General features: G+C 61.7%; 15 protein-coding genes. 3 read left to right on the top strand and 12 right to left on the bottom strand.

Annotated features, from left to right (window positions below):
• Window positions 1–163 precede the first annotated feature (163 nt).
• Both JNK74_23725 and JNK74_23720 read right to left on the bottom strand, forming a co-directional pair.
• On the bottom strand, window positions 164–631 hold the full coding sequence (locus tag JNK74_23725) for a GNAT family N-acetyltransferase (protein ID MBL7649199.1): 468 nt from the start codon (window positions 629–631) through the stop codon (window positions 164–166).
• Window positions 632–695: 64 nt separating this feature from the next.
• On the bottom strand, window positions 696–1,241 hold the full coding sequence (locus JNK74_23720) for a dihydrofolate reductase (protein ID MBL7649198.1): 546 nt from the start codon (window positions 1,239–1,241) through the stop codon (window positions 696–698).
• Window positions 1,242–1,408: 167 nt separating this feature from the next.
• On the opposite strand from JNK74_23720, the gene JNK74_23715 reads away from it, so the two are divergent.
• Both JNK74_23715 and JNK74_23710 read left to right on the top strand, forming a co-directional pair.
• Window positions 1,409–2,311 carry a DUF1559 domain-containing protein gene (locus JNK74_23715; protein MBL7649197.1) on the top strand — a complete coding sequence of 301 codons (903 nt, stop codon included), beginning with the start codon at window positions 1,409–1,411 and terminating at the stop codon, window positions 2,309–2,311.
• 98 nt (window positions 2,312–2,409) lie between these two features.
• On the top strand, window positions 2,410–3,039 hold the full coding sequence (locus JNK74_23710; protein ID MBL7649196.1) for a PepSY domain-containing protein: 630 nt from the start codon (window positions 2,410–2,412) through the stop codon (window positions 3,037–3,039).
• Here the strand turns inward: JNK74_23710 and JNK74_23705 are convergent.
• The 9 genes from JNK74_23705 to JNK74_23665 form a co-directional block, all read right to left on the bottom strand.
• Entirely contained in the window at window positions 2,981–3,883 is a 903-nt protein-coding gene (locus JNK74_23705; GenBank protein MBL7649195.1) for a DMT family transporter, read from the bottom strand. The genes JNK74_23710 and JNK74_23705 overlap by 59 nt on opposite strands.
• Before the next feature lie 68 nt (window positions 3,884–3,951).
• A complete protein-coding gene (locus tag JNK74_23700; protein MBL7649194.1) occupies window positions 3,952–4,428 on the bottom strand; it encodes a MarR family transcriptional regulator in 477 nt (158 codons plus the stop codon).
• A 125-nt stretch (window positions 4,429–4,553) separates the two neighbouring features.
• Window positions 4,554–5,444 carry a hypothetical protein gene (locus tag JNK74_23695; protein ID MBL7649193.1) on the bottom strand — a complete coding sequence of 297 codons (891 nt, stop codon included), beginning with the start codon at window positions 5,442–5,444 and terminating at the stop codon, window positions 4,554–4,556.
• Between the two features lie 32 nt (window positions 5,445–5,476).
• A complete protein-coding gene (locus JNK74_23690) occupies window positions 5,477–5,971 on the bottom strand; it encodes a hypothetical protein (GenBank protein MBL7649192.1) in 495 nt (164 codons plus the stop codon).
• Window positions 5,972–5,994: 23 nt separating this feature from the next.
• Window positions 5,995–7,326, bottom strand: coding sequence for a PKD domain-containing protein (locus JNK74_23685; protein MBL7649191.1), 1,332 nt, complete (start codon window positions 7,324–7,326; stop codon window positions 5,995–5,997).
• Window positions 7,323–7,955 carry a hypothetical protein gene (locus JNK74_23680; protein ID MBL7649190.1) on the bottom strand — a complete coding sequence of 211 codons (633 nt, stop codon included), beginning with the start codon at window positions 7,953–7,955 and terminating at the stop codon, window positions 7,323–7,325. Before JNK74_23680 ends, JNK74_23685 begins: the two co-directional genes overlap by 4 nt.
• Window positions 7,952–9,184, bottom strand: a complete 1,233-nt coding sequence (locus JNK74_23675) for a hypothetical protein (GenBank protein MBL7649189.1) — start codon at window positions 9,182–9,184, stop codon at window positions 7,952–7,954. Before JNK74_23675 ends, JNK74_23680 begins: the two co-directional genes overlap by 4 nt.
• A gap of 913 nt (window positions 9,185–10,097) precedes the next feature.
• A complete protein-coding gene (locus JNK74_23670) occupies window positions 10,098–10,373 on the bottom strand; it encodes a hypothetical protein (protein ID MBL7649188.1) in 276 nt (91 codons plus the stop codon).
• 273 nt (window positions 10,374–10,646) lie between these two features.
• On the bottom strand, window positions 10,647–16,469 hold the full coding sequence (locus JNK74_23665; protein MBL7649187.1) for a hypothetical protein: 5,823 nt from the start codon (window positions 16,467–16,469) through the stop codon (window positions 10,647–10,649).
• Between the two features lie 634 nt (window positions 16,470–17,103).
• On the opposite strand from JNK74_23665, the gene JNK74_23660 reads away from it, so the two are divergent.
• Window positions 17,104–17,622, top strand: a complete 519-nt coding sequence (locus JNK74_23660; GenBank protein MBL7649186.1) for a hypothetical protein — start codon at window positions 17,104–17,106, stop codon at window positions 17,620–17,622.
• Between the two features lies 1 nt (window position 17,623).
• Here JNK74_23660 and JNK74_23655 read toward each other — a convergent pair whose 3' ends face one another.
• Complete coding sequence (locus JNK74_23655; GenBank protein ID MBL7649185.1) at window positions 17,624–18,169, bottom strand: DUF1697 domain-containing protein; 546 nt, start codon at window positions 18,167–18,169, stop codon at window positions 17,624–17,626.

Genomic DNA, 18,169 nt, shown 5'->3' with positions numbered 1-18,169 from the left:
CTCCAGACTCCAGACTCCAGACTCCAGACTCCAGACTCCAGACTCCAGACTCCAGACTCCAGACTCCAGACTCCAGATTTCAGATTTCAGATTTCATCCTTCATCCTTCATCCTTCATCCTTCATCCTTCATCCTTCATCCTTCATCCTTCAACTTTCATCCTTCATCCTTCCAGCCGCTTCTCCATTTGATAGCGCTCAAAAGCCACACCCAGGCGTATCGTCTGCTCGGTCCGGCGCACCACGAAGCCATGGTGCTCGAAGAAACGCCGGGAGATCTTGCTCGCGTCCGTCGTGAGCACCGCCTGGCCCTGACTGCGCGCATGCGCTTCCACACCGAGGTAAACCGCCGTCGCCAGCCCCATGCGCGCAAATCGTGGGGCCGTGTAAAGCAGCGATATGTGATCCCCCGGATGCAAATGGCAGAAGGCCGCGGGCGCACCGTCCACGTCCGCGATGAGCGCAATGCCCTGGCCCAGCAAGGTCCCGAAGGCATGGCGATCATCGGGGAAGGACGCCCAGATAGCGGCCTGCTCGGCGGTGTAGGCCGTGATGCCGATCTCCAGAACCGCATCGCGGTAGATGGCGGCCAGCGCGTCGATGTCGGCGGGGGTGCAGGGGCGGATGGTCATAGTGGACACTGTAGCGAATTCACCCCCATCGGCGCACCTGGACCAGGCCACGGTCGCCCTCGTCTCAACGCTCGACACTGTATACCGACTGCACAAATCCGTTTGGGTACGAGGTTGTGCGCAGGTGTTCGAGGGCAATATCGTTCGCAAGCGGCCCAAAGAGCGGCCGCCCCTGCCCGATCAGAACGGGAATCGTGGTAATCAGAATGTCGCTCACCAGTCCCGCCCGCAGAAAGCTCTGAATCGTCTCGCCCCCATCCAGATACACCCGGCGCACACCCTCCGATTCTAGTTGAGCCACGAGCGACTCCGTAGTGCCCTTAAACAGTTCCGCCCGGTCCTCGAATCCCGTCGGAATCCCATCCATCGTCCTGCTCAGTACGATTACCCGTTTCCCCTCGTAAGGCCACGGCGTAAAACCCTGCACCGTTTCAAAGGACTTGCGCCCCATGACCAGGCAGTCGACGGAATCCATGAAGGCGTGATAGCCATAGTCCTCGGGGCCGTCGGCATCAGGCACAGGCAGCCAGTCCAGGCTCCCGTCGGTCCGCGCGATGAATCCATCGAGGCTGGTGGCGATAAAAACAGAAAATTGGATCGATTCGGTCATGATGTTCCTCTGGCGCCGGTGTTGGGGACACTCAAATATGAAAATACATTCAATTCATAGTTGACAGCCTGGCCATTGTCGTGTTAATGTCGGTTAACACTTGACAAAACGCAAGGGGAGTGGCGGCCCCGGACGTCTCAGGATAACACAGGAGTCCATAGAGCATCATGTCACGCAAGGGATTTACACTCATCGAATTGCTGGTCGTTATCGCGATCATCGGCATCCTCGCAGCCCTGCTGCTGCCGGCGCTGTCACGCGCCCGGGAAGCGGCGCGACGCGCATCGTGCCAGAACAATCTGAAGCAGATGGGACTGGCCCTCACCATGTTCGCCAACGAGAGCAAGGGCAACAAGTACCCCACCCGCCTGATCTTCAATGTCTTCGGCGAACTGAGCCAGCAGCACATCTTCGACGGCCCCTCGGTCTATCCGGAGTACCTGACCGATCTGGAAACCGTCTGGTGTCCGTCGGAGCCACGGGGCACGGCCATGGAGCGCTACGACGGCACCTGGGGCAACGGCAACGGCATCATCGAGGGCGCGGAGCTTTCCCGCGGTCCCTACAACTACACCGGCTGGATGATCATGGACGACGTGAACGTGCTCGGCGCGCGCGCCGGCACCCTCGGCTCGGACGCCCGGAACGGTCACCGCTTTACCACCGGAGAAATGCGCACCACGCCCTTCGGTGAACTTGGCGCCGCCAATATCGCCACCAACGGCGAAGCAAGCAAGAATGACTTCACCTTCTCCGCGACCCACGCGGGCACCCAGGTCGGTGGCGGCAACACGCTCTATCGCCTCCGCCAGGGCATCGAACGGTTCGCCATAACGGATATCAACAATCCCGGCGCGTCTTCCGTCGCATCGAGCACCGTGCCCCTCATGTGGGATCACATCAGCGCGAAAGCCGATGCCTGGGCGCACCTGCCCGGCGGCGGCAATGTGCTGTATCTCGACGGCCATGTGACCTGGCACAAGTACCCCGACACGCGCTTCCCCGTGACGGTGGACGGCGGTCGCCACATGGGCCGCTATGACTGGGTCTTTGTAACGAACCCCATCTGAGATAATACCGGTCCGAAGACGGACATCGCGGCTGCGTTTCGCATTGATGCGCCACGCAGCCGCGTTCTTATTATTGTTTGCCGTAAGGAAGTTTCCAGATGCTTGAACGCAGGCACTTCGCGCGGTCAATCCGTATTGCGCGCAAGATACACCGCACCATGGGAATCGTCCTCTTCGCTCTGTTTATCGTCGTCGCCGTCACCGGGTTGCTGCTCGGCTGGAAAAAGCATTCGGGCGGGCTGATTCTCCCCAGGAGCCACACGGGCGTCTCCACGGACATGACGAAATGGCTATCCATTGATGAGCTGACTCGGCGCGCCTTCCGTATCGCCCGGGAAAAGATCGATCCCGATATGTCCCTCGCGCTGGAGCGGATCGACATTCGCCCCGAAAAGGGCATGGTGAAATACGTGTTCCTGGACGCTTACTGGGGTGTCCAGCTCGACTGCACCACCGGGGAACTCCTGCACATCGAACGGCGCCGGTCCGACTTCATCGAGAACATTCACGATGGTTCAATCTTCGATCACTACCTGGGAACCAGCAACGAGCAGATCAAAGTCGCCTGCACAACAGTCGGTGGAAGCGCGCTACTGATGTTTTCGGTTACCGGCTTCTGGCTGTGGGTCGGGCCGAAGCGGCTTCGGGCCGGGCGACGCGCCTCGCGAACTACCGCGTCTTCACCGGCTCAGCCGAGATCTGACAGTACTTGTACACCCCCAGAATAATGAGCAGGCTGCCCAGCAGCGTCACCGCCGTATAGGTCTCCCCAAAAAATACGAAACCCAGCACGCCGCCGAAAAGTGCCACCAGCGCTCCCGTCTGGCCGATAAACACCGGCCCCGCCGCATCCTGGAGATGGAATAGCAGCAACTGGCCCAGCCCCGCCAACGCCATGAAGAAGGCCAGGAGCGTCACGTGCTTCGCGTCCAGAAAGAAACTCAATGGCGTATGAACCGGGAGCTTCAGGGCCAGCGCGCTGAAGGTGACGGTCGCCGCGAGTGTTGTAACCAGGGCAACCTCGGTGGGCCGTAACCCGGAGGGCCACGACACAGAGCGGTAGATGTTGGCGATACCGATGGATATCGGGGCCAGGAAGAGCAGGGCGTGCCAGGGCGTTACGCCGCCGCTCCCCGCACCCAGACGCGTGGCGGCGAAGAGGGCCGCACCCGCGACGGTGACGGCAAGAAAGACCATCTTGCGAAGATGAAAGGATTCGACCCGAAGGCCGAGGGCGATGATATAAGCGACCACCAGCGGCATCGTGTGCGCCAACGTGGCCAAACCCACCCCGGTGTGAGGCACGGCGGCGAAAACGATGAGATTCGGGATTGTAAAGCCAAGTAGCGAGGCCCACGCGAAGTAGCGTGTGCTTTCTCGGAGCAGGGGAAGGGCTGGCAGAGTCCCGCGGCGAACCGCGAGGATGGACAGGAAGCTCCCGAGGGCCTGAATCAGCGCCAGGTGGAGCGGATGCAGACCGTGGGCCATGAGATGGCGTGAGATCAGGATGACGATGGCCAGCGCGAGGGCCATCAGCCAGAGCATTACCACGTTTTTGTCGAGCCGGATCATGGACAGGTATTCCGGGCCGACACATCGGCCCATTTGTTTGTTGGGAACAATTAATTCCGCAAAAAAATCTACCCGGCATGCTCGCCTGAACGAAGGCGGGCCAGAAGGTCCACCAGCGTTGCCAGTTCGGTCTTGCTCAGGCCCTGCATCTGGGCGTTGTGAGCCCGCAGCAGCGGTTCCTGCAGTTCGCTCAATAGTTGCGCTCCCTTCGGTGTCAGGCTGAGCAAGACCACGCGCCGGTCGGACTCGGGGCGATTGCGCGCCACAAGCCCGGCTTCCACGGCGCGATCCACCAGTCGGGTCACATCGGGAACACGGGTCACCAGGCGATCGGCAATAATCGAACAAGGCACGCCTTCCGGTGGCCCTCCACGGATTATGCGCATCAGGTTGTAAATGGTCTGGGTGATGCCGAAGGATTTGAAAAGATCGTTCACGGGCTGGGAGAGGACCGCGTAGGTTCGCATGAGGCTCACATACGCCTCAACCTCCACGCTGGCGAAGGGCTTGGACTGCTTGAGTTCCTCTTGAAGTGACTTTGGCATGGCGCAACGGTACCACGAAAATTGCCTGTTGTCAACAAGTAATTGACGAAAGGAAGGCGGGCAGCCGTCCACAGGCTGCCCGCCGGGTCTCCTCCATCCGAGGGAGGCATCCCACACGCAATCCCCTACGGGAGCGGAAGGGTCTCGTCTACTTCGTCGTCCAGCGGATTGCCGAAGCGGCTGCCGACGGAGGGCGGATCGTTCTCGATCTGCCACTCGATGTCCTCGTCGATGGCTTCCCGATCGACGACCCGCACCAGGGTGGTCACGACGTCCATATCGCGCTTGCCGCCGCAAAGCACCGGCTCCTGGCCGGGTTCTGCGATTTCACCCTCGGGAATCGCGGCCGACCGGATGGTGCAGCGCACCAGGAAGAGACCGGGATGCTCGAAATGGGTACGAACGGCAATGTCTGCCGTGCCGATGGCGGGTCCACAGACCCGTCCGGCGGCATCGTCAATACCCACCAGGCGCCATTCCGGTTCCACACCCTCGCCCTCGCCCTCGCCTTCACCCTCGCCCTCGCCTTCACCTTCAACGGCGCCACCGGCGGGCTCCGGTTCAACCGGTCGAATCTCGACTTTCAGGCTGGTGCGCAGCAATCCACAGGCGCCTTCATGCCAAACGCCTTCCATGTTGCGGTCGAAACGGAAGGCTATCGCCGTGTTCTTGCGCACCACGAGGCGTCCGTTGTCCCGCTGGAAGTTGGTGGCGGAACCGATGATGTTGCAGGGTTCTTCGGAGCCGGGCTCCACGCCGGGACGGGGCGCGAGCGAAATTCGGGGGCTCGCTACAATGTAGTGACGCAGGGGGCGGTTCACCGCATCCGGGCCTTGATCGTTGAGGCCGAGGGCGTCGTTGATCACGTGCTGGATGTCCGTAGGACCGACCTGTCCATCGTTGTCAACGTCGCCGTTGATATCCCACTGGTCTTCCTGGGCCATCGCGCCCGGTGCAAAGGCAAGCGCGGCCACCAGGGCGAGCGCGAGGTACTTGAGTTGCTTTATCGATTTCATGGTTGGTTCTCCATGTTGAAATAGTGTTCTTGTTAAACGAATCTGAGTTCCGAAGCAATGTCGATGCGGGGCGGTGCGTGGGGCGTCAACATCATCCGATAGCGCTCCACCACACGACTCAGGGGAGGCGGGGGGAAGGGTTGTACTTGCTTTCGGCGGCCCTCATCCGCCCTCCCCGGGACATCGAGCAGCCGTGCGACGGGGATGGCCTCCATCGAGAGTCCCCGCGGAGGAGCGGGGATCAGGGCCCACGAGGTCGGCGTCGCTTCCGACGGTTCGCTCTCGTCCGGCGCGGAAACACCGCTTAATAGACGCTGAACTACGAGCACATTGAGGGGGGCCGTCGACGCCGAGGATGCCGGCGAGGACGTCGGCTCCAGGAACTCGGCGACGAGTGACTGAATGGCAAGGACATTCGCGGTGCTGACGGGGTTGGGCCCGGCAGAGATATCTGTGGATGCGACCACGAGCGAAGCGGCAATACACATGGCCGTGAATTGCGCGGTCCGGTCCAGCGGGCGCAGCATCCTATATATCGGGAACGATGGTCTCATTGCGTGGCGGTCCGGCGCGTGAAAATGCCCAGGAGCAGGGCGATGCCGATCATCATGATCCACTCCGGGCCCCTGGAACTGTATATCGTCAACTCGGTCCCGGGTCCGGCGCAGCCGTATGCGGCTCCAGGCTTCGGCTCACCTTCACCTTCACCTTCGCCTTCGCCTTCGCCTTCGCCTTCACCTTCACCTTCGCCTTCGCCTTCACCCTCACCCTCACCCTCACCCTCACCCTCACCCTCACCCTCACCTTCACCTTCACCTTCACCTTCACCTTCGCCCTCGCCCTCACCCTCACCCTCACCCTCACCCTCACCTTCACCTTCACCCTCGCCCTCGCCTTCACCAGCGTCCAGCACTTGAATCAAGTCAATGTGCGTTTCCGTGTCGCCCTTATTGTCGTTGGAAACGATACTCAGGGTTACCGTATAAACACCGGGTGTTCCGTACGTGTGCTGGGGGGAGGGAACATTACCAAAGGTCCCATCACCAAAGGACCAGAACCACGAGCGAATACCCGCGGTTCCTCCAGACGAGGTGTCGGTAAATTGGACCACGAGCGGTGTGATACCCGAGGTGACGCTTGAATCGAAGCTGGCGTTGAACGGCTCTTCGCCTTCGCCTTCGCCTTCACCTTCACCTTCACCTTCACCTTCGCCTTCGCCTTCGCCTTCACCTTCTCCTTCGCCTTCGCCTTCACCCTCGCCCTCGCCCTCGCCCTCGCCCTCGCCCTCGCCCTCGCCCTCGCCCTCACCCTCACCCTCGCCTTCGCCTTCGCCTTCACCTTCACCTTCGCCTTCACCTTCGCCTTCGCCTTCACCTTCTCCTTCTCCTTCTCCTTCTCCTTCACCGGCACCAGCATCCACTGTCACCGTGCCCGGAGTTACCTGAGCGGTAAGGGCAAATCCGAAGGGATCGGACAACTGCACATTCGCCAGTGTCACCACATAGGTTCCGTCAGCCGCGCCGCTATTCACCTCCAGATCGGCCAGGGCAATCGTTCCCGTGGCAAACACGTTCTGATTGAACCCAATGAGAAGCACACGAATACTTCCGTCGGGCTGGGTCGTGACGGTCGCGGTCTTTGCCGCGGCTACCGATGCCGGCCCAACAACAATCGAAGCTCCGCTCAGCGCGGCGGTGTCGAAGAGCAGGTCGAACTGGACCGCCGACACGTTTTCGTCAACGTCTACGGTAATTGCGACAGGCAACGTAAACGTATCCGCCGGGGCACCCGTGAAGTCGCCGACACTCAACGTGATCGCGGGAGCGGTGGCGGCGAAAAGGGCCAGCAGGCAGGCGCAGAATAAACAGGCAGAACGATTCAACGAGCACGACCTTTCCGGGGCGGGCGGCGCGCGACGAATGCGGCACCGACGATAAACAAGGTGGCGAGGAGCAAGGCGCGGTAACGAACCAGAACTTCACCGGCGGAAGCGCCGACGGAGTCGCTTCCGGATTCAGAGGCCGACGCCGCGGAGGTGGCGGGATTGACCGATAGCGTATCCGGCGTGGCGTGGGCGTCAACGGCCGTGCCGAAGGGGTCACTCAATACGACATCCGACAGTCGTACACTGAAGGGGGGCTGGGCGCCCGGCGTTGATGTAAAGCGGACCCAGGCCACCACACCATCCGCCAGCGCGTTCCGGTTCAGACCGGCGACGATCACGCGGGTGACACCCGGCCGGATAGCGTTGGCGTGAGAAGATTTGGCGGCGTCCAGGGCGGACTGGCCCGGCTCCACCGCATCGAACCGCAACTGGCTGGTTTCAAAATGCAGATCGAATTGAAGCGCGGCGACGCTTTCCGAACCGAGCGGCCCAATCTCCAGCGGTAGACGAAAGGCGCCGTCCACACCGAATTCGGGCTGACCGCCTAGACCAAAGCGCACTTCCTCCGCCAAGGCGACGGGTGCGATGGCCAGAAATAGCGCGGCCAACAGGTGCGATGGGTTCATCGGGTTTTCCTCCATTGTGGACGACTCACGCGACCGAAGAGCAGGTTGGCTATCGCCAGGAGCGCCAGGGTGAGCGCGAGGGTCAGTGCCGCAATGAGCGCGCGCGTGCCGCTTACCTTGTCAATTTCCGCCGCGGGCTCCAATGCCAGTGTATAGGCCGCCGGATCCATGGCGGGTGGATCAACCAGCCCGCTCGCGGGGCGCAACAGCGCCAACGCCGTGGGTTCGGTGGAGTCGCCCTGCCTGACGACAGAGTCGCCGCGATCAGTCGGCGCACCGGTGCCCGCGGTAGCACCACCCATCCGTGCGGAGGGCCTGGTCCCACTTCCCGTGGTCGGACCGCCACCGGTTGGGCCGCCGCCGCCAATGGAGATCCGCCCGTCTTCGCCGCCGCCAAACTGGGAAGTCCCACCCCGCATTCGTCCGGATACGCCGGATGTCGGAACCGATTGCGTCGACCGCGTTGCAGAAGCCTTCGATTTCCCGTCCTTCTTGCCCGCGGAAGAATCGAGTCGGCTATCGCCGGAACCGACAAAGCCATTCCCCAAGAACCCCGAGTTCGTGGTGGTTCCGCCGTCAACGGCCTCCGGCGTCGCCTCGCCGCCTTCGGGCGAACCCGATTCGCCGGGACTTTCTCCATCTTCGGATTCTTCGGGGGAGTCGTCGATCACTCCCCCCTCCGTCTCCTCCTGCACCACCTCCGCTTCCTCCTCCATCGGGGGGGCGGGGGGATACTGAAACAGGTCCGCGTAGTCTATTGGCACACTGTTGCCATCCGGATCCGACGCGAGGACCTGCCCCAGAGAAATGTCGTGTTGCGGCGCGCTGCCATTGAGGGGCCGAAGGGTCAGCGTGGCGACCTGGCCATCCGCCATCCCGTTGTTGTTGAACCCCGTTATCAGGACACGTCCCTGGCCGGGTGTCGTCTCTGAAAGGATCACCTCCTTGCCCGCGCCGGTGGCGGCGTCGCCCGCGGTGATCCCGACCAGTTCAAACTGCGCGGGGTCATAGGCCAGATCAAACTGCAACCCAGATACGGACTCGTCCGTGTCCCCATAGAGCATCACGGGAATTCGGAGCTCCCCGCCGCCGGAAGGAGGGTGCATGCTGACCACGGCGGCCATCGCCATCCAGGAAATCAGGAAACTTCCCGCCAGTAAGGCGAGATTGCGCCCGCGCCGCGCTGGGGCGCGAAGCGGCTGCCGTGTTCCTGTGGATGGAGACGCCATGAGTATCATACTTCCTGAAACACAGGACACCGAGGTTTGGTGCCGTGCCGGAGCGAAAATAAGTCATCTGAATCGGGACGTTGTTGGGAAAAGCCCGATGGCGCAGGTAGATGGACTTGGTCAAGACCTCAGATCAGGCATGAGTCCACGAGGCGAAGGGGCTCAGGCGTACCGGGGCGGTGCGTGGGGGGCCAGGCGATAGGAAAATCGCAGCCCTGGAGGCGGGCCCGTGAGGACGGGAGTGATCGTTATACTTTCTTCCGCCGATTCCAGACCGATTCCGGTGGATTCATGTGCCCAGCAGGACCAAGACGCCGGGGTGGGGCTCGGAAGAAAGACTCGGTCGGGATTCAGCGTTACCAGCAGTGCGGGCGCGTTCGGGGCGGAAGGGGTCGAGCCACCGGACTCCATGTCGCCCAGTGCACGCTGAAAATCACATACCAGCGGCGTTGCCTGGGGCGATTGGGAAGTAAATGAGGCGATTCTTGCCTGCGCCTCACAAACATCGACCGGGGTGCAGGGGGAAGAAAACCAGCCAAAGCCACGCCCCTCTGCCGCACATGCGAGCAAAGCAAAGAGTACAACCCAAATGGCTATTGGCGGAAACTTCATGGAAATCCTCCCACCAGAGGCTACCACGGAAGGAGTTAATTGTCAATATGGCTTAAGGAGCCTTCCAGGGTCCTTCCAGCCATCGCTTTGCCCATACGCCGGGGCAGCGGCTTCAGAAAGCCATGCCACGAAGGAACTTAGCGCACCAACGGGCGGCGGTAAGCACGCCTCCGCGCAGAACATGGAGCCGGATTTGGAACCTCCTTGGAAATCAAAAAAGCGGTCTGATCCTTGTAAGATCAGACCGCCCTTCCTGCAAATCCCGCGCGTATGGGCCGCAAGCAGTGCTACAACCCGCAACTTAGCTGTGGCGTTTCTCGCGGGCATCAAGCATTTGTTCGACTGTCATCCGTCCACCGTCCACCGGCGCGGCAACCGCGCCCGAGGCCGTCGCTTCGTCCTCCGCGACGACGCTCTCGGCCTCGGCGGGATCAGCGGATTGGATAGCGGCTTTCAGCGCCGGCATCACCTGTGAATCACGGGAGCCCGTGTCGAAGTTCACCATGCCGTAGGAGAGTATCAGGGCGATTAAGACGCCCACGATCAAAGTCTTGTTGCCGAGGTTTATGTCCAACATCTCAGGACCCCTTCTTTGTTTGTGCCGCGCCCCGCGACTCCGGTCCACCGGATTCATGAGGGGCGGTGATTTCTTGCCTATCCACAGGAATTGTACACGGCAATACGGAAAAAGTCAAATTTGTATTGCCGTAAAAATGTAATCGTGGGCACGGGAAGGCAATTCGGGAAAAGTGGGGAAAATACCGTGGAAGGAGACCGAAGGTGCCGTGCCGAGACGGCACCCCTCGGCTTCAAGGAACACCCGCGGCCTCGAAACGGGCTCCGAGGCGCTTTATGCTTGTGGACGGTTGCTCCGGCGGTAACGGCGCAGCAGTACCGCAAGAAGCAGGGCGCACAAGGCCAGGTCTCCGGCGAGGCCGGAAAAGCTCCCAGATGTCCTGCCGCTGCAATCGACTCCACCTTCACCCTCGCCCTCACCCTCACCACCATCGGGCTCGGGCGTCAAGGGGAGAATCACCGACTTGATCTCGCCGGCCGCGACATCAATGCCCGTCAGGGCGTCTTCATAGGGCGAGGCGACAGCCAGCAGATTATATTCACCTTCGAGCACAGACGGGAAGGCATACACGCCGTCCACATTGTTGGTCACCGGGTCGAAAGAACTACCCTCAAGGGTAACGGAGGCATGGCGAACGCGTTTCAAATCGGTGCCGTCCCAGATGGTACAAAAGACGCTTGCCGCGAGTATGGCGGAACCTGCGCCAAGTTTCGGGGAGAAATCCCCGGGGCCACTGATGAGGGCGTCCACGGCGTCGTCGTTGTCGGTTCCCCAATCGTTGTTCTCCATGACGATTTCCGTGTCGGACAGGTTGATTATTGCGACCGGATTCTCGATGGGATTGGGGATGTCCGTGTTGAAGACAAAGCGGTTAAAGCCGCTGCCGGCGTCGCCCGCCAGCCCCAGAGCGCCGTCTTCGTCGACTTGCGCGCCCGCCTGGATGCGAATACCGGCGATGGCCGGATCGATAAATTCGCAGCGCCGTATCAGGGGGATGCCCCCCGCGATATCTATGCCCACCCCCAGATCAATAAAGCTGCATTCGCTGATCACAGCGGCCGCGGGACCTGCGCCGGTGGCGAGGATGCCCGTTGCGCCGCGGTCGTCTGCGGAGCCGACGAAGCGCACCTTGTGCAGGCGCATCGCGGCATCATCGAGATCGAGCAAGGTTGCGCTCCCCTCCGGTGCGACAATTTCGAGGTTCTCCAGTGTCGCGCCTCCGGCTCCGCTGACCGTGCCGGTGATTCGGGCTTCCGCACCGTCCATTCCGATCAGAGACACACCGGGAAGGAGCGCCACATCCTCGGGGTAGTTACCTTCTTGAAGAAAGAGAGCAACCGCCTCAAGATTGGTGCTCTCAAAGACCGACAGCGCGAATTCGATGGTCTGCAGGGGATTCTCCATGCTCCCGCCGCCTTCGATATCCGCGCCGTCATTGGCGACAAAAAGTACCGCGAGGGGATCGGTGGGATTGACGGGACTGCTGCCATCCAGGAATTCCCTTAGATTGTTGAAGCCGTCGAGATCCAAATCGAGGGCCCCATCGGCGGTGTCGAGGGGATCCAGCTCGTACAGCACTTCAAATCCATCCGGCATGCCATCTTCGTCCGTATCATTCTGTGTGATATCGGTGCCGATAGCGATCTCATCACAGTCGTGCAGTCCATCACCATCCGTATCGAGTTCCGGGTTGTCGCACTCACCTTCGCCTTCGCCTTCGCCTTCACCTTCGCCTTCACCTTCGCCCTCGCCTTCACCTTCGCCTTCACCTTCACCTTCACCTTCACCTTCACCCTCGCCTTCACCTTCACCTTCACCCTCGCCCTCGCCCTCGCCCTCGCCCTCGCCCTCGCCTTCACCGCCACCGAACTGGAGTATGGTTCCTCCATTCGCCGCGACGAAGACCACACGCAAACTATCGAATATGGAAAGATTGCTGACATCAATCGTGCTTGACGGTCCGTCGGCGGACAGGGTCAAGCTCAAGACGCTGGCGAGCGACACGCTCTGAAGCGCGGAAAGGTCGATTTTCCCGCCATTTGTAACGGCGATTCTCAGGGTCGCACCACAGCTCGGGATGTTCAGGGCGATGGTCTCCAGGGCCGGAAGCTCGAGCCGGGAGTCCGCGCCATCGACTGCCAGGAAGACGGTGCTCGCGCAGGTGCTCTCGTGGACGAGTTCCGTAACGGAAGGGAGGGAAACCTGGGCTCCGGCGGTGATTACCATCTGCAAGTTGGAGATATCGGCCAGGAGCGGGGCGTCGAAGCGGCCCGCGCCCGCGACCGAAAGGATGCCCAGACCGGAATTGGTGGTGTCGAAGGTGAGAAGCTGGGGAACATCCAACGCGGCGCCGGAGGGAATTCTGACGGTGGTGGTGGAAAGGGTCGCCAGTGATGGGAAGCGCCAGGTGTCACCTTCAAGCAATTGCATGGTTGAATTGGTGACCGTCTGGAGGGCGTCGAAGGAAATCAGTGCGCTGAAATCCGGCAGCGCGAAGGTAACGCCATCGACCTCGATCAACCCGTCCGCGTGGAACTCACCACCCTCGGTCACGCTGATCCGGCTGCTCGTCAGCGAAGCCAGCGACGGCAGGGACATGCCGGCGTCCGCACTGATGTTGAACGTGGTCTTGGTGGCGTTCGCGAGTCCCGATAGATCAATGGCGCCGCCCGAGGCCACATCCACCAGAAAGGAATTGACACTTGCCGTCGCGATGGACTCGACACCCGTAAGGTCGAGCATCCCGCCGGTGTTCGCGCGTATAACCGGTTGAGCGCCGCAACTCGGCGCGTTCAGGGTAATCGATGTCAGACCGGGAAGACTCAAGCTCGATCCCGCGCCCGTGGAAAGGAACAATTCGCTGCTCGCGCAGAGCCCCCAGGTGTACGAGGCCACGGACGGAAGCACCACCTGCGCACCGGCGTCGACGCGAATGCGCAGGTTCGCAATATCCGCGAGCAACGGGGCCACGAACGCTCCGGTACCGAAAACCTGGAGGGAGAATTCGGAAGGGCTGGAGGCCGTGAAACTCTCCAGGGAAGAGGCCTCGAATCGCGTGCCGTCGGGAACCACAATCTGGGTATTGGACAGGTTCACGAGTGCGGGCAAGCTCCAGCTTCCGTCCCCGGCGAGGGTGATATCGGAATCGCTCATCGAAGTCAGCCCGTCAAAAGTTACCGCGCCGCCCACGCTCCCGATAGAGAAGTTCATGCCGGTTACGCTGGCGAGGTTGTTCGCCGAGAGATTGCCGCCGGGTGCGACCTGGATGGTGCACTGAGACAGGGACTCGAGCAACGGGAGATCCAGAGATGACGTGTCATCAATCGCGATAGTCGTCTTCATCGCGGTCAAGAGCGAGTCGAGATCCATCGTGCCGCCGGTGGACAATCCGATGCTGAGCGAATTCACGCTTTCCGTAGTGATGGAAGTCAACCCGCCCAAATCCAGATGGCCGCCGTTGGTGACGTTCACGGTGGGGGTCGCCCCACAACTGGGCGCGCCCAGATTGAAGTGCTGAAGCCCGGGCAGACGCAGGGCCGAGCCGGCGCCGTCGACCAGGAACAGGGTGCTGCTTGCGCAAAGATTCCACGCGTATCCGGTGACGCCCGGAAAGGTCACTTGCGCACCGCCGCGAATATCGAACTGGAGGTTGGTGATGTCCGCCAGCAGGGGTGCGGTCATGGTTCCCGTTCCGGAGATACGCAGCGGGGGCACGGCGGCGGAGGTTGAAAAAGTCAGCAGCGCGGGCGCGTCCAGCGTGGCGGCGTTGGATATGGTGACCCCGGAGTTCGTGATAGAGGTCAGCGACGGCAGTTGCCATGTGCCGCCCTCCGGAACGAGGATGGTGGATTCGTCAATACTCTCCAGCGCGTCGAAGGCGACGAGCGATCCCACGTCCGTGAGGGAAAAGGTCATCCGCGCGACATTGAGTAGACTCGACGCGGTAAGTCCGCCCCCGCTTGCAACATTAAAGGCGCCGTCGGTGCTGGAGGACAGCGAGGGAAGACTGAGGGCAGTGGTAGCGTCCACATCGAAGGTGGTGTCCACCGCGCTTTCCAGCCCGGAGAGGTCCATGGTCCCGCCGCTTGCCAGGAAAATGCTCAGGCGATTGACGCTCTCCGTCAGAATCTGTTGCAGCGCGGGGAGGGCAAGGTGGCCGCCGTTGGTGACCACAAAATAGGGGTTGGCCCCGCAGCTTGGCGCACCGAGCGTGAGGGTCTGCAAACCGCCCAGGGTAAGTATCGAGCCCGCCCCATCCACATTGAAAAAGTCGGTGCCGGTGCAATAGTTCCAGGTGTAGTCCACGATGGACGGAAGTGAAACTTCCGCACCAGCGCTCACGTTGATTCGGAGATTGGTCGCTTCCGCCAGCAGCGGCGCCTGGAAGGAGCCCGTTTCCGAAACCCGCAACATGATCTGGCTTGAAGCGCTCGACGTGAAGCTGGTCAACTGGGGCGCGCTGAAGCTCGCGGCGTCCGGAACCGTCACGGAAGTATCGAGCAGCGTGGTCAGGGCGGGAAGACTCCACGAGCCCCCCGCGCTCAGGGTGATGGTGGAACTCGAAATGCTCTGGAGCCCGTTGAAGGCCACGTTGCCGCCAATGCTGGCGATGGAAAAGGTCATTCCCGTGGCGCTGGTCAGATTCGCTGCGGAAAGGGAGCCACCCGTCCCCACCGTGACGGTGGAATCGGTGAGTGTCAGCAGCGCGGGCAGGTCCAGGGCGGAAGTCTCGTCCACCGTGAGCCGCGTATCAATCGCTGTCTGCAGGCTGGAAAGATCCATGGTGGCCCCGGTGAGCACCTGGAGTTGCAGCGAATTAACGCTCTGGGTCGTGATTGTTTCCAGACCAGCCAGTCCCAGCGCGCCGCCGTCCGCCGCCACAATCATGGGCGAAGCGCCACAACTGGCCGCGCCGATATCCAGCGTCAGCATGCCGGCCATGGCCAGCGAAGAGCCCGAGCCCGCGACGTTGAACAGGGTCGAACTCGAGCAGATATTCCACGCATAAGCCGTCACGGAAGGCAGGGAAAGTTGCCCGCCGGACTGCACGTCGATCCGGAGATTGGTAATGTCGGCCAGCAGCGGCGCGGTGAAAGTGGCCGCCCCGCTCAGGCTGAGGAGCGTTGTGGATGTGGTCGCGGTGTAGCTCGCCAGAAGGGGCGCGTCGAACGTCGCGCCATCGGGCAGCGTGAGGGGCGTGTCGGCCAGACTCGTCAGGGCCGGCAGAGACCAGCCCGCGGCGATTCCCAGCGTGAACGCGCTGCGATCAATCGATGCCAGGCCATTCAGGGTGACGTTGCTGCCCACGTGGTTGATCTGAAAATTAACCTGGGTTGCCGTGGTCAGGCTGTCCGCGCTCAGCAGGCCGCCATCGGCCACGGCCAGGGTGCCGTTTGACATGGATGCGAGTGCGGGCAGGGCCAGCGACGAATTCCCATCGACCGACACGTTCACGTCCGTGGCCGATAGAAAGTTGGAGAGGTCCATACTTCCGCCGCCCGCCACCTTGAACGAAAACTTGTTCACGCTGTCCGTGGCGACCGTCTCCAGCGCGGAAAGGTCCAGATTGCCGCCGTTATTGACCTCCACAGAGGGGACCGCGCCGCAACTCGCCGCCGTAATGGAGATGGTGCTCAGGGCCGGCAGGCTGAGCGCGGAACCGCCGCCGTCCACCGAAAAAAGGGGCTGGCTGCTGCAGATGCTCCAGGCATGGCTGCTCAGGTTGGGGAAGCTCGCAACGCCCTCTCCGTTCACCGCAACACGGGCGTCATCGAGGTTCGTAACGCCATTCGCCACAAATACCGAGCCGGGCCCCGTCACGATCAGGCGCGAGTTGCCGCCCATCGTGAACGATCCGCTCAGGGCCACGCTGCCGGACACCGTGACCGTCGCGCCGGAAATCGTAACATTGTCGCCGGACTGGGGGAGGGTGCCACTGCTCCAGTTGCTCTCGCTGAACCACGCGCCTGTAGCCGGCCCCACCCAGGATACGTCGGCCGCCACGGCCGGGCCCGCCAGGCCGCACAAAAGAACCAGCGCGAGCACCGCACGGGAGGCGAAGCCACAAGAGGAACGAAGACAGTTCGACAGAAACATTCAGTTTTCTCCAGCATGGAGGCGCGGATAGCGCAGCAGTAAGGTCACACAACGCTCGACCAAAACGGACAGCCTCTCGCCCGGTCTCGACAGGGATTTCTGATTATGTGCCATCCGAATCGACCGGTCAAGTCGCACAGAATGAGTAGTAGACTTTTTAATTTACGCGAGTTTGCTGAACAGCCCCTTGGAAGTCGTGCAAGTATATTGAGGAGGGCTCTATCTGCTTGGACTCCCCATACGGACAGACTTCCAGCGGCGGACGTCGGGGACGGACCCGCGCAGGGACCCTTGGGCGGGTTGCGGCGGTTGTGGCCACCCTACGTGCCTTCAGCGGGGCGAGGTGCACGTCCGCGCGCGGGCCTGTCCCAGGGGATGTCGAGAAACGGACTCCGGGCAAGATGCCTGGGCCAACGTTCCAGCTCGGAGACGCTCGCCGCTTCGGAACCGGGTTTCGTTGCCGCACCGCCGTATGATTGCGATTGAACTCGCGGCGGCGATGTGTTAGCGTCTCAGATCGCTGTAAATGCGGCAGGACGCCCCCTCGAGTGGTGGGAACGGTCACCTGCAGCCACGTCACGAATTGTCGGGCGCGAGACCATGTGCGCCCATGCACCAACGGAGAGATTAAGGCATGCCCGCAAAAGTCGATTTCGAGAAAGATCTGCCCAAAGCCGAGAAGCGTGTTGACGACCTTGACAAGGGCCTCAAGAAGCTGGCGACGATGCAGAACAAGAAGTATGCCGAATTCGAGACGCTGCGGGGGGCGCTGATGGAGGGCAAGGACGTAATCGCCGAGAACCAGAAAGCCATTAAGAAAGAGAAGGACCCCAAGAAGATTTCGGCGCTTGCGACCGAAATGGAGGAGCAGGAGAAGTCCTTCGAAAAGATCGCGGCCAAGCTCAAGCCCATCGTGAAGGAGCTGGGCGAAATGGGCACCACGGCCGGCAATCTCAGACGCTCCATGCAGGAGGAATACAAGGCGCTTCAGGAGATGGAAAAGGAGCTCAAGCGCACGGGGGGCGACATGAAGGATATCAAGGCATGGGCGGACACGATCAAGACGCTCTGCAAAACCCTCGATACCGCCGCGGACAAGGCGGCCACGCTTGCGGACGAGCCCAAGAGCCTGCCCGATATTCCCAAACTTTAAGTCACGGATTTGCGCCGGACGCCAGCGCCAGCACCTCGCGGACGGTGCGCCAGTTGCGGGCGGTAGCGTCCACCCCCAGCAGACGCTCGGCCCGCTCGGCCAGCTTGGATTTCCCGATGCCGTCGGGCGCGTGAAGGTAAAACACCGTGCCGAGGAGCGCGTAGGATTCCGTCGGAGATTTGATGCGCTCAATCGCCTCCAGATCGGGCGATTTCGGTTTCGCCGCGAGGAAGAAGAGGTGGAGCGTCTTGTGATCCGCTTCCGCCTCCGGATAAGGATTGGCGGCCGCCGCCCTGGCCAGGGCGGCCGCCTCCATCACCAGCACCCACGGAGAAAAGCCAAATCGCCCCTCCACCGCCGTGCGGATCGTCGCCGACCAGTGGGTCGCCGTTCCTTTGGTCGCCCGAAATACCACATTGCCACTCTGGATATAGGTGCGCACCCCCGAAGGGCCCAGGCCCTCCAGCAGGGCGGCCAGTTCCTTCATGGGCATCTTGTTGTGACCGCCCACATTGATGCCGCGAAGAAGTGCGATGTACGTTTTCAT

It is taken from the genome of Candidatus Hydrogenedentota bacterium (genome assembly GCA_016791475.1).
GTDB lineage: Bacteria > Hydrogenedentota > Hydrogenedentia > Hydrogenedentales > JAEUWI01 > JAEUWI01.
The sequence above is the reverse complement of the archived record's forward strand: the minus strand, read 5'-3'. Positions and strand labels throughout refer to the sequence as shown.